The sequence below is a fragment of the Kluyvera genomosp. 1 genome, from assembly GCF_001266615.1.
Taxonomy (GTDB): domain Bacteria; phylum Pseudomonadota; class Gammaproteobacteria; order Enterobacterales; family Enterobacteriaceae; genus Kluyvera; species Kluyvera cryocrescens_A.
The window spans coordinates 1-12,994 of sequence record NZ_LGHZ01000010.1 but is presented as its reverse complement, the minus strand read 5'-3'; the positions used below and the strand labels follow the sequence as shown (position 1 = coordinate 12,994).

At 55.3% G+C, this 12,994-nt stretch carries 10 protein-coding genes; 6 read left to right on the top strand and 4 right to left on the bottom strand.

The annotated features are described in order from the left end of the window. The first annotated feature begins 202 nt into the window (after positions 1-202). The gene (lsrR, locus tag KP80_RS06105; RefSeq protein WP_082221717.1) at positions 203-1,162 is read left to right on the top strand and encodes a transcriptional regulator LsrR; all 960 of its coding nucleotides are present in this window, start codon (positions 203-205) and stop codon (positions 1,160-1,162) included. A gap of 87 nt (positions 1,163-1,249) precedes the next feature. Beyond that, complete coding sequence (gene lsrK / locus KP80_RS06100) at positions 1,250-2,842, top strand: autoinducer-2 kinase (protein ID WP_052282707.1); 1,593 nt, start codon at positions 1,250-1,252, stop codon at positions 2,840-2,842. Positions 2,843-2,900: 58 nt separating this feature from the next. Here the strand turns inward: lsrK and KP80_RS06095 are convergent, their stop codons facing one another. The 3 genes from KP80_RS06095 to zapB all read right to left on the bottom strand — a co-directional run bounded on the left by KP80_RS06095 (position 2,901) and on the right by zapB (position 5,186). Further along, positions 2,901-3,656: a CDP-diacylglycerol diphosphatase gene (locus KP80_RS06095; protein WP_052282706.1), complete on the bottom strand. Its 756-nt coding sequence runs from the start codon at positions 3,654-3,656 to the stop codon at positions 2,901-2,903. A 92-nt stretch (positions 3,657-3,748) separates the two neighbouring features. Then, a complete protein-coding gene (gene sbp / locus KP80_RS06090; protein ID WP_052282705.1) occupies positions 3,749-4,738 on the bottom strand; it encodes a sulfate/thiosulfate ABC transporter substrate-binding protein Sbp in 990 nt (329 codons plus the stop codon). Positions 4,739-4,946: 208 nt separating this feature from the next. Then, entirely contained in the window at positions 4,947-5,186 is a 240-nt protein-coding gene (gene zapB / locus KP80_RS06085; RefSeq protein WP_052282704.1) for a septal ring assembly protein ZapB, read from the bottom strand. 425 nt (positions 5,187-5,611) lie between these two features. Here zapB and KP80_RS06080 point away from each other — a divergent pair, with 425 nt between their 5' ends. Further along, positions 5,612-6,460 (top strand): MIP/aquaporin family protein, encoded by an 849-nt coding sequence (locus tag KP80_RS06080; protein WP_052282703.1) that lies wholly within the window; start codon positions 5,612-5,614, stop codon positions 6,458-6,460. Positions 6,461-6,481: 21 nt separating this feature from the next. Further along, the gene (gene glpK / locus KP80_RS06075) at positions 6,482-7,990 is read left to right on the top strand and encodes a glycerol kinase GlpK (RefSeq protein WP_052282702.1); all 1,509 of its coding nucleotides are present in this window, start codon (positions 6,482-6,484) and stop codon (positions 7,988-7,990) included. An 82-nt stretch (positions 7,991-8,072) separates the two neighbouring features. On the opposite strand, the gene gltS is transcribed toward glpK, so the two are convergent. Then, positions 8,073-9,275: a sodium/glutamate symporter gene (gene gltS, locus KP80_RS06070; RefSeq protein WP_052282701.1), complete on the bottom strand. Its 1,203-nt coding sequence runs from the start codon at positions 9,273-9,275 to the stop codon at positions 8,073-8,075. A gap of 283 nt (positions 9,276-9,558) precedes the next feature. Between gltS and KP80_RS06065 the strand changes: the two genes are divergently transcribed. Together KP80_RS06065 and KP80_RS06060 are read left to right on the top strand one after the other, a co-directional pair. Continuing rightward, complete coding sequence (locus tag KP80_RS06065; RefSeq protein ID WP_052282700.1) at positions 9,559-10,950, top strand: nucleobase:cation symporter-2 family protein; 1,392 nt, start codon at positions 9,559-9,561, stop codon at positions 10,948-10,950. A 120-nt stretch (positions 10,951-11,070) separates the two neighbouring features. Beyond that, positions 11,071-12,756: an AsmA family protein gene (locus KP80_RS06060; protein ID WP_052282699.1), complete on the top strand. Its 1,686-nt coding sequence runs from the start codon at positions 11,071-11,073 to the stop codon at positions 12,754-12,756. The last annotated feature ends 238 nt before the right edge of the window (positions 12,757-12,994 follow it).

The window sequence follows — 12,994 nt, the reverse complement described above, 5'->3', positions numbered from 1 at the left end:
AAAAGTAATTGTTCAAAACGGTAGTGATTAATGGCTCAAAAAACCACCACCACGATCACATTTCATGAATAAATGGATCTTGAATTTCAAAATGCTCAATTAGAGTATGCTTTTGCAGGGAAGATCACAGTTATTCCGTTCGGATAACTGAACAATTGTGTTAGAGAATTAAAAATGTTCAAAGCAAACCTGGGTTATGACTATGAGCGATAATACGTTGGTATCTGAATATGGAATGTGTGAGGAGGAGCAGGTCGCTCGTATTGCCTGGTTCTACTACCACGATGGATTAACGCAGAGCGAGATCAGCGATCGTCTGGGACTGACGCGACTGAAGGTTTCTCGTCTGCTGGAAAAGGGACATCAGTCAGGCATTATCCGCGTACAGATTAACTCCCGCTTTGAAGGGTGTCTGGAGTATGAAAACGCCCTGCGTAACCACTTCAACTTACAAAATATCCGCGTGCTGCCAGCGCTACCTGACGCCAATGTAGGTAAGCGTCTGGGGATTGGCGCGGCGCATATGTTGATGGAGTCGCTACAGCCGAAACAGCTGCTCGCTGTAGGATTTGGTGAAGCCACCATGATAACCCTACAGCGGCTCAGCGGTTTTATCTCCGCCCAGCAAATTCGTCTGGTCACCCTTTCTGGCGGCGTTGGATCTTACATGACCGGTATCGGCCAGCTCGATGCCGCCTGTAGCGTAAGCATCATGCCCGCACCACTCCGCGCCTCATCGCACGATATCGCCTGTACGCTGCGCAATGAAAACAGCGTCAGAGACGTCATGCTTACCGCACAGGCGGCCGATGTCGCCGTTGTCGGCATCGGCGCGATTGGCCAGAAAGACGATGCCACGATTCTGCGATCCGGCTACATCACCACCGGCGAGCAATTAATGATTGGTCGGAAAGGTGCCGTCGGCGACATTTTGGGCTATTTCTTTGATGCGGACGGCGAAATTATTCCTGATATCAAAATTCACGATGAACTGATCGGGCTGACGTTGAAAGCTCTGCCAACCATTCCTACCGTCGTGGGTGTGGCCGGCGGCGAGCAAAAGGCCGAGGCTATTATCGCCGCCATGCGCGGAAACTACATCAACGCGCTGGTAACCGATCAGGAAACCGCAGCGAGAATGCTACAACTGATTGAAAAATAAAAATATAAGAACACTTACCCTAAGAAAATGGAGCTTGAACTGACAGGATTTCACGTGACGATATAAAAATAGCCGAGGATAAAAATCATGGCTCGACTCTGTACCCCTACTGAATCAGGACACTACCTGATGGCCCTTGACGCCGGTACCGGCAGCGTCAGAGCGGTCATTTTCGATCTCCAAGGACAGCAAATCGCTGTAGGACAGGCTGAGTGGCAACACCTACCTGTACCGGATGTTCCTGGATCAATGGAGTTTGATCTTGCCAAAAACTGGCAGCTGGCCTGCCAGTGTATCCGTCAGGCATTACACATCGCCGCGATTCCTCCCAGCGCGATCGTTGCCGTTTCCGCCTGCTCAATGCGCGAAGGTATTGTGGTGTACGACAGTAACGGTGAGCCTATCTGGGCCTGCGCCAACGTAGATGCTCGCGCCGCACGGGAAGTCAGCGAACTCAAAGAACTCTACGACAACACTTTTGAAGAGCAGGTTTATCGCTGTTCGGGGCAGACGTTGGCCCTTAGCGCCATCCCACGTCTGCTCTGGCTTGCGCACCACCGCGCCGATATCTATCGCCGCGCCTCCACGGTCACCATGATAAGCGACTGGATGGCTTTTATGCTCAGCGGCGAGCTGGCGGTAGACCCGTCTAATGCGGGCACTACCGGACTGTTGGATCTGGCGACTCGTGACTGGAAACGCAGTCTGCTGCAAATGGCCGGGCTGCGCGCCGATATTCTTTCTCCGGTGAAAGAGACCGGGACACGATTAGGTAAAATCACCGCCAAAGCGGCAGAGCAGAGTGGGCTGCTGGCCGGAACGCCAATTATCGTTGGCGGTGGTGATGTCCAGCTAGGCTGTCTGGGGCTGGGCGTGGTGCAACCGGCACAGACCGCCGTTCTCGGCGGCACATTCTGGCAGCAGGTGGTCAATCTCCCCTCCCCGATAACCGATCCAGATATGAATGTGCGTATTAACCCGCACGTTATCCCCGGCATGGTACAAACCGAGTCGATAAGCTTCTTTACCGGTTTAACCATGCGCTGGTTCCGCGATGCTTTTTGCGCCGAAGAAAAACTGATTGCGGAACGACTGGGTGTAGATGCGTATACGCTGATGGAGGAAATGGCGAGCCGGGTACCGCCCGGCGCCCACGGCGTAATGCCGATTTTTTCCGACGTAATGCGCTTCAAAACCTGGTATCACGCGGCGCCCTCATTTATTAACCTTTCCATCGACCCAGAGAAGTGCAACAAAGCAACGCTGTTCCGCGCGCTGGAGGAGAATGCCGCTATCGTTTCAGCCTGCAACCTTCAGCAGATTGCGGCTTTCTCAGGCGTCAAAACAGACTCGCTGGTCTTTGCCGGCGGCGGTGCGAAAGGGAAACTGTGGAGCCAAATCCTTGCTGACGTCACGGGGCTGACCGTACGCGTTCCGGTGGTGAAAGAGGCTACGGCGTTAGGCTGCGCCATTGCGGCGGGCGTCGGTGTCGATATCTGGCCATCGCTGGCCATCACCGGCGAAAGCCTGGTGCGCTGGGACCGCGAACATAAGCCCGACCCGAAGAATCATGAAGTTTATCAACAGGCGCGGGAAAAATGGCAGGCGATTTACCAGGATCAGCGCGAGCTGGTCGACGATGGATTAACCACTTCGCTATGGAAAGCGCCAGGCCTTTAAGCAAACGACTATCGGCACAGGGTGCGCCTGCCGTCTCGTTCGGCAGGCCGCGGTATCTTTAGTTAAGAATGGCGCACTGGTGATCCTGAATCTCCTCCGCAGAGGCGCGGTTCAGGGCCAGCAGGTTGCGTTCAGTCGCCAGCAGCACCAGTGAGCCATCGCTTTGCTGCGCCAGCGCCAGAGCAAAACGCCCCATATGTTCACGTGCTTCCGGGACTTCTTCCGCCAGCATCAGGAACGGGCTGCGTTTAGCCAGCTCATTTTCCGTCACCCGACGCGCCAGATATTCATGCCCCAATAGGCCCCCCGGCAACGGCAGCCAGCGGCTGCTGATAGCCGCCTGATCGGCATCAAGCTGGTCACGTACATCTTTGCGTAAGCAGGAAATATGGATATGGAAATGATTTTGCGTCCGGCCAGTACGTGAGTTGATGGTCAGTGAGATCGCGCTATCCGGTACTTCCGATCCCCGTTTATCGCTCATGATGGCGCGTCGTTGCCACGCCTGCCAAAAGAAATTCGCCGTCAGCGGGTCGAGCAGCAGCGGGCTTTCCGTGCCATTGATTCGATACGTGGGCATCAGCAGATATTGCAGCGGGCCGTTGCGGTCTTTAAACAGCACATAGCCGCCCTTGGGGTTAACGTCGACACACGGTTTAGGGGTCCGATGCTGTTCCTGATTCGGCACGCACTGCTGCAGTACAATCTGACGCAATGCATCCGGGTTGCCGGAATGCAGCCAGTACCAGCCCCCTGCTCCGGCAGCAATCACCATAATAAGCAACGCTGCCAGCAGGTATTTTAACCTTGTCATGTGTTCTCCCCATATCGAACCGAGGGGGAAGAGTAACGTACTTTGATGACTAAAAGAAAACGCCCGGCGGATTGGCCAGGCGTTTGAGGAGATTAACGCTTACTGATTTGATCGAAGGTGCCGCCGTTAGAGAAGTGCTCTTTCTGCGCTTTCGTCCAGCCCCCGAACTCTTGATCAATCGTAAACAGTTTCAGTTTCGGGAACTCGCTTTCATACTTCTTCGCAACCTGCGGATCACGCGGACGGTAGTAGTTCTTCGCCGCAATTTCCTGGCCTTCTGGCGAGTACAGGTACTTCAGGTAGGCTTCCGCTACCGCCGTCGTTCCTTTCTTCTCAGCCACTTTATCCACGACGGAGACGGTTGGCTCGGCGAGGATAGATTCGCTTGGGGTGACAATCTCAAACTTGTCTTTACCCAGTTCGTTAGCCGCCAGCAGCGCTTCGTTTTCCCACGCAATCAGCACATCGCCGATACCGCGTTCTACGAAGGTATTGGTTGAGCCGCGCGCGCCGGAATCCAGCACTTCCACGTTCTTATACAGCGCTTTCACGAAGTCCTGAGCTTTAGCCTGATCATTGTTGTTCTGATGCAGCGCGTAGCCCCATGCCGCCAGGTAGTTCCAGCGAGCACCGCCGGAGCTTTTCGGGTTCGGGGTGATAACAGAAACGCCCGGTTTAATCAGATCGTTCCAGTCATGAATTTGTTTTGGGTTGCCTTTACGCACCAGGAACACGATGGTGGAGGTGTACGGCGCGGAGTTATCCGGCAGACGTTTAATCCAGTTTTTGTCGATACGGCCACGCTCGGCAATTGCATCAACATCGTAGGCCAGCGCCAGGGTCACCACATCAGCGTCGATGCCGTTGATAACGGAAGTGGCCTGTTTGCCAGAACCACCGTGCGACTGACGGATAACCACGTTATCACCGGTCTCTTTCTTCCAGTGCGCGCTGAAAGCCTTGTTGTATTGTTCATACAGCTCACGCGTCGGATCGTAAGACACGTTAAGTAACTGAATATCCTTAGCCAGTACGCTGGTGGAAGCCAGCAAAAGAGTTAACCCTACGCCCCACTTGTTCATCGCCCGCTCTCTTATCTGTTGTGTTGTAATGGGGCTAGCCTGCCAGAAATCGAATCGATGATTAAAGAATAAAAAAAGATTGATTATGCAGTTTTGAAATATAAGAGGTGAAAGCGCGATGATGCGCGTTTGCTCGAAATCACTCAGGGGAGAAAAACAGGGGGGAAAGCTTCCCCAGACCGTGAAAACGGCCCGGGGAGAGATGGAATCACACTTCTTCCATGCGGCCCAGCAGCGCCTGCAGACGATCCTGCCAGCCGTTCTGCTGTTCTTTCAGCTGGTTGTTTTCACGTTCCAGCTCTTCACGGTTATTCTGTGCAGCCTGTACGTCCTGCTCCAGGGTGCTGTTCTTTTCTTTCAGCTCTTCGATTTCCATCTGCAACAGCGTGATGGTATCAATCGCCTGCTGAACTTTCGCTTCCAGTTTCTCAAACACTTCTAATGACATCGTCCTATCTCCTGAATCTTGCAAGGCGTTGATATCGTCCCGGAACCCCGGCGACGCCTTAACCCAAATAAGCGCACGGCTTGAAGTCGATTGTATGAAGCCCCGTCGCCCCTGTCCAGCGCCAGAGCCTGTAGATTGCGGTTCTCCGCAATTTTCGGCCTCGTCCTGGAGCGTTTGCGCACATTCACATTAGATTGTTAACAGATTAGCCAATGGAATGTTTCCTCTCTCACACTTTTCGTTCCGAAAACGTACATTCACTGGCGCGAAAACGCTCATTTCTTGACGCGGTACACACATTTTGATTTCGATATTTCTCGTTTACGCTCGTTAACGATAAATTAACACTATGCCTACATGGCAACATGAGCGTCATGAATGCTCGTGCATACAATAATCATCAAATTGTCTTCAGGATTCCGATTATGAGCCAGACATCGACCTTAAAAGGCCAGTGCATCGCAGAGTTTCTTGGTACCGGGTTGTTGATTTTCTTCGGCGTGGGATGCGTCGCGGCGCTTAAAGTGGCGGGAGCAAGCTTCGGACAGTGGGAAATCAGCATTATTTGGGGTCTGGGCGTAGCCATGGCTATTTACCTGACCGCAGGCGTGTCCGGTGCGCACCTGAACCCCGCCGTGACCATTGCCCTTTGGCTGTTCGCCTGCTTCGACGGACGTAAAGTGGTGCCGTTCATCGCCGCCCAGTTTGCCGGTGCATTCTGCGCCGCCGCGCTGGTGTACGGACTTTACTACAACCTTTTCTTCGACTTTGAACACACGCACAATATGGTTCGTGGCAGCGTCGAAAGTCTTGAACTGGCTGGCATTTTCTCTACCTATCCAAATCCGCATATCAATTTTGTGCAGGCGTTCGCGGTAGAAATGGTCATTACCGCTATCCTGATGGGCGTGATTCTTGCGCTGACCGACGATGGCAACGGCATTCCGCGTGGGCCGCTGGCTCCACTGCTGATTGGTCTGCTGATCGCGGTCATCGGCGCTTCCATGGGCCCGCTGACCGGGTTTGCGATGAACCCGGCGCGTGACATCGGGCCAAAAGCCTTCGCCTGGCTGGCAGGTTGGGGCAACGTCGCCTTCACCGGTGGCAAAGATATTCCTTATTTCCTGGTGCCGCTGTGTGCACCTATCGTCGGGGCCGCGCTGGGCGCATTCAGCTATCGTAAGCTGATTGGCCGCCATCTGCCGTGCGACACCTGCGAGGTTGAAGAGCCGAAAGCGGTCTCCAGCCAAAACCAACACAATGCTTCGCTGTAATCTGACTACGGAACGTTCATTATGACTGACAAAAAATATATCGTTGCGCTCGACCAGGGCACCACCAGCTCACGCGCCGTCGTGATGGATCATGACGCCAACATCGTCAGCGTGTCACAGCGCGAATTTGAACAAATCTATCCGAAGCCAGGCTGGGTTGAGCACGACCCGATGGAAATCTGGGCGACCCAAAGTTCAACGCTGGTTGAAGTGCTGGCGAAAGCCGACATCAGCTCTGACGAGATTGCCGCCATCGGCATTACCAACCAACGTGAAACCACCGTGGTGTGGGAGCGTGAGACGGGTAAACCGATCTACAACGCTATCGTCTGGCAGTGCCGTCGTACTGCGGACATCTGCGAGCAGCTTAAGCGCGACGGCATGGAAGAGTACGTGCGTAGCGCCACCGGCCTGGTGGTTGACCCGTACTTCTCCGGCACCAAGGTGAAGTGGATCCTCGATCACGTTGAAGGCTCCCGTGAGCGCGCGCGCCGTGGCGAACTGCTCTTTGGCACCGTCGATACCTGGCTTATCTGGAAAATGACTCAGGGCCGCGTGCACGTCACCGACTACACCAACGCCTCGCGTACCATGCTGTTCAACATCAATACGCTCGAGTGGGACGATAAGATGCTGGACGCGCTGGATATCCCACGCGCCATGCTGCCGGAAGTACGCAAGTCCTCTGAAGTGTACGGCCAGACTAACATTGGCGGTAAAGGCGGCACCCGTATTCCTATCTCCGGGATTGCCGGTGACCAGCAGGCGGCGCTGTTTGGCCAGCTGTGCGTTAAAGAAGGGATGGCGAAAAACACCTACGGCACCGGCTGTTTTATGCTGATGAACACCGGCGAAAAAGCGGTGAAATCAGAAAACGGTCTGCTGACCACCATCGCCTGTGGCCCGCGCGGTGAAGTGAACTATGCGCTGGAAGGTGCGGTGTTTATGGCAGGCGCTTCCATTCAGTGGCTGCGCGATGAGATGAAGTTGATTAGCGACGCGTTCGACTCCGAATACTTCGCCACCAAGGTGAAAGATACCAACGGCGTGTATGTGGTTCCGGCATTTACCGGCCTCGGCGCACCTTACTGGGATCCGTATGCACGTGGTGCCATTTTCGGTCTGACCCGCGGCGTGAACTCCAACCACATCATCCGTGCAACGCTGGAATCCATCGCCTACCAGACCCGCGACGTGCTGGAAGCGATGCAGGCTGACTCCGGCATTCGTCTGCACGCCCTGCGCGTGGACGGTGGCGCGGTCGCCAACAACTTCCTGATGCAGTTCCAGTCCGATATTCTCGGCACTCGCGTTGAGCGCCCTGAAGTCCGTGAAGTCACGGCGTTAGGTGCCGCGTATCTTGCGGGCCTGGCGGTTGGCTTCTGGCAAAACCTCGACGAACTGCAGGAAAAAGCGGTGATTGAACGCGAATTCCGTCCGGGCATCGAAACGACAGAGCGTAACTATCGTTACAGCGGCTGGAAGAAAGCGGTGAAACGCGCGCTAGCGTGGGAAGATCACGAAGAGTAACGGGCAGGAAACTCACTCTGCGAGGCGGGCAAGCTAAGCTCCCCCGCCTATCGCAAAGCCGGAGCTATGCTCCGGCTTTTTATTAGCCAAACATCGGCAGCATCAAGTACAGCTTAATCACCAGGGCGTTGACGATATCAATAAAGAACGCCCCAACCATCGGTACCACCAGGAACGCGGTATGCGATGGGCCGAAACGCTCGGTAATCGCCTGCATGTTGGCAATCGCCGTCGGCGTTGCGCCAAGACCAAAACCGCAGTGACCCGCAGCCAGCACCGCCGCATCGTAGTTTTTGCCCATCAACCGGTAAGTGACAAAAATGGCGTACAGCGCCATCGCCAGTGTTTGCACTGCCAGGATAACCAGCATTGGCAACGCTAAATCCGCCAGCTCCCAGAGTTTCAGGCTCATCAGCGCCATTGCCAGAAACAGCGACAGGCTCACGTTACCCAGCACCGACACCGCGCGCTCAAAGACACGATAAAAGCCGACCAGCGCTAAACCATTGCTGAGAATCACCCCAACGAACAGCACGCAGACAAACGTTGGCAACTCCAGCGCGCTGCCTTCCAGCAGTTGCGCAATGACTCGCCCAACGGTCAGGCAAATTGCGATAAGCGCAATGGTTTCAATCAACACCAGCGAAGTGATAACGCGCCCTACGTCCGGCTTTTCAAATGCCGTCGGCACTTCCTGGTCGTCCGGTGTTCCGTTTGGTGACGATGAGTGTTTAACCAAATAGCGAGCGACCGGGCCGCCAATCAGACCGCCGAGAACCAGACCAAACGTGGCGCAGGCCATCGCCACTTCGGTGGCGTTGGTAAAGCCATAGCGCTCGATAAACAGCTTGCTCCACGCCGCACCGGTGCCGTGTCCGCCCGACAGCGTAATAGAGCCGGCCAGCAGGCCCATTAACGGATCCAGGCCCAGCATTTTCGCCATACCAATGCCGAGGCCATTTTGCAGCAGCAGCAGTCCAACAACGACGATCAGGAAAGTGCCCACCACTTTCCCGCCCGCGCGCAGGCTCGCAATATTGGCGTTAAGGCCGATCGTGGCGAAGAACGCCAGCATCAACGGGTCTTTTAGGCCCATATCAAAGTCAATTTCCCAGCCCATGCTTTTTTTCAGCACCAGCAGCGCCAGCGCCACCAGAAGGCCGCCCGCAACGGGCTCAGGGATTGTGTATTTCTTCAGGAAGGGAACGCTCTGGACCAATTGTCGTCCTAGCAGCAACACCAGCGTTGCGGCAACGAGCGTCGATAAGGTATCGAGGTGAAACATAATTACAGCTCCTTACTAAACGCATGATCCATTCATACGCGACAAATTTCCGATGTCGTGATGGCCTCATCATGAGGCTTCGGCCGAAAGTGTAAGCAAGAAAGGGGGAAAGTAGGTAGAAAAACGTTTTTCATTCATTAATTTTGTTAACTCTCCCCAATAAATACATGCGAGTTATATGGGTATTTACGGCAATAATTTACGAACAATGAAAGCAACCGATTGCTTTTACCAACCAGTCCGCTAAAATCGCCACTTTTCCACCACGGGATTGCCAGAAGAGATGTCCTCTAACACCCTCGATCAAGCCGATGCGCAACCGGTTGCGCAGAAACAAAACAGCGAACTGATTTACCACCTGGAAGACCGTCCGCCGCTTCCGCAAACGCTCTTCGCCGCGCTCCAGCACCTGCTGGCGATGTTTGTTGCGGTGATTACGCCGGCGCTGCTGATTTGCCAAGCCCTGGGTCTGCCCGCGGAAGATACCCAGCACATTATCAGCATGTCGCTGTTCGCCTCCGGTGTGGCATCCATCATTCAGATTAAAGCCTGGGGCCCGGTGGGTTCTGGCCTGCTGTCAATCCAGGGTACCAGCTTCAACTTCGTCGCTCCGCTTATCATGGGTGGCACCGCGCTGAAAACCGGTGGCGCTGACGTGCCAACAATGATGGCGGCACTATTCGGTACGCTGATGCTGGCAAGCTGCACCGAAATGGTGTTATCCCGTATTCTGCACCTGGCGCGCCGCGTGATCACTCCGCTGGTTTCCGGTGTTGTGGTGATGATTATCGGCCTGTCGCTGATCCAGGTTGGCCTGACCTCTATCGGCGGCGGCTACGCGGCAATGGCTAACAACACCTTTGGCGCACCGAAAAATCTTTTACTGGCAGGCATCGTTCTGGCGATCATTATCCTGCTCAACCGTCAGCGTAACCCTTACCTGCGTATTGCCTCGCTGGTGATTGCCATGGCGGCGGGTTATTTGACAGCCTGGGTGCTCGGCATGCTGCCGGAAAACACCGCGCCGACTAACAGCAGCCTGATTATGGTCCCAACGCCGCTGTACTACGGTTTAGGCATCGACTGGAATCTGCTGCTGCCATTAATGCTGGTGTTTATGATCACCTCGCTGGAAACCATCGGCGACATCACCGCCACCTCCGACGTTTCCGAGCAGCCGGTTTCTGGCCCGCTGTATATGAAGCGTCTGAAGGGTGGCGTGCTGGCTAACGGCCTGAATTCCTGCGTCTCTGCGGTATTCAATACCTTCCCAAACTCCTGCTTTGGGCAGAACAACGGGGTTATCCAGTTAACTGGCGTTGCCAGCCGCTACGTCGGCTTTGTGGTGGCACTGATGCTGATCGTGCTGGGTCTTTTCCCGGCGGTGAGCGGTTTTGTGCAGCATATTCCAGAACCAGTACTCGGCGGCGCAACGCTTGTGATGTTTGGCACCATCGCCGCATCCGGCGTACGCATTGTCTCCCGCGAGCCGCTGAACCGTCGCGCCATCCTGATTATTGCGCTGTCACTGGCCGTTGGCCTCGGTGTTTCCCAGCAGCCACAAATCCTGCAGTTCGCCCCGGACTGGCTGAAAAACCTGCTCTCTTCCGGCATCGCAGCCGGCGGGATCACGGCGATTATTCTGAACCTGGTGTTCCCGCCAGAAAAAGAGTAACCCCGATGCGGCAGTGGCCTTCTCCACTGCCGCTGACATCGAATAATACGAATCCTGCCTTGAGGATTGCGCATAAATCATGCATAACAGGTTTATGTGCCCTTCTCAGGATGGAAGATCATGAAATTTCTTGGAAAGCTCATTATCTGGCTGCTGATCGCCCTCTTACTGGTGATTGTAGCCTTCTATTTTCTGCTACAAACGCGCTGGGGTGCCCGTCAGATTAGCCACTGGCTCACCGACAACACCGCCTATCAGGTCACGTTTGATGCGATGGATCATCGTTTCTCTTCCCCTTCACATATCCTGCTGAAAAACGTCACCTTTGGCCGCGACGGCAAGCCTGCTACGCTGGTTGCCAAAGATGTTGATATCGGCCTGAGTTCGCGCCAGATAACCGACCCGCTGCATGTCGATACCATCCTGTTGCAGGACGGTACGCTAAACCTCTCCCCTTCTAACGCCCCGCTGCCGTTTGCCGCTGACCGCCTGCAGCTGCGGAATATGGCGCTCAACAGCCCGGAAACCGGCTGGGAGCTCAGCGCACAGCGCGTTTCCGGCGGCGTGATGCCGTGGGCGCCAGAGGCGGGTAACGTACTGGGTAAAAAAGCCCACATCCAAATGAGCGCAGGTTCGCTATCGCTGAACGGCATTCCGGCGACTAATGCGCTGGTTGAGGGCGATATCAACGGGGGTGAAGTCATCTTAACCACCGTGGGCGCCGATATGGCACGCGGTTCACTCACCGGTAACGCACGTCGTAACAGCGACGGTAGCTGGCTCGTGGATAATCTGCGTCTCAATGATATTCGCCTGCAAAGCGATAAGTCGTTGCTCGACTTTCTCGCCCCGTTAACGACCGTACCGTCACTACAGATTGGTCGTCTCGACGTAACCGATGCCAGCCTGCAAGGCCCGGACTGGGCGGTGACCGACCTGGATCTGAATTTGCGCAACCTGACGCTCAGCGACGGCGGTTGGCAGAGCACCGACGGTAAGATTTCCCTGAACGCCAGCGAGTTTATCTACGGCTCGCTGCATCTGCTCGACCCTATCCTGAATGCCGAGTTCTCCGAGCAGGGCATTGCGCTGCGCCAGTTCACTTCCCGTTGGGAAGGCGGCATGGTCCGCAGCTCTGGCACCTGGTTCCGTTCCGGCAATGCGCTGGTGCTGGACGATATGGTTTTCGCCGGGCTGGAATATACGCTACCGCAGAACTGGAAAACGCTGTGGATGGAGCCGCTGCCTGCATGGCTGCAAAGCGTGACGCTGAAAAAATTTGGCGCTAACCGTAACCTGGTTATCGACATCGATCCCGACTTCCCGTGGCAGATCACCGCGCTGGACGGCTACGGCGCCAATCTCCAGCTGGTGAAAAATGGCCAGTGGGGAGTCTGGAGCGGCAGCGCAACATTGAACGGCGCGGCGGCAACTTTTAACCGCATCGACGTACGTCGCCCATCGATAGCGCTGAACGCTGACGCGTCGAACGTCAACGTGACGGAACTGAGCGCCTTTACCGAAAAAGGTATTCTCGAAGCTACCGCCACGGTGTCGCAACAACCACAGCGCCACACCAGCGTGACCCTCAATGGGCGCGGCGTACCGCTCAACATCCTGCAACAGTGGGGATGGCCGCCGCTGTCGATTGACGGCGACGGTAATATTCAGCTCACCGCCAGCGGCAGCGTGCAGGCAAACGCTCCGCTCAAACCCACGGTGAACGGGCAACTCCATGCGGTGAATATGAATAAACAGGAATTGACGCAGCAGATGGTTGGCGGCGTGGTTTCTGAAACGAAGTAACGAGTAGAAAGAAAGGGGAGCGTGCACGCTCCCCTCACCCTGGCCCTCTCCCAAAGGGGGAGGGAGCAAACCATTCAGTGCACCAATTCCAACACCTGCACCAAACGCCTTTCTTTCTTAAAGCGATAAAGGGTGAACCTCATCCACCAGCCGCGAACTCGGCCCAACCTAAAGTCAGAAGAGACAGCCACTACCCGCACAAAACGGTCCCCTCTCCCCCACGGGGAGAGGGTTAGGG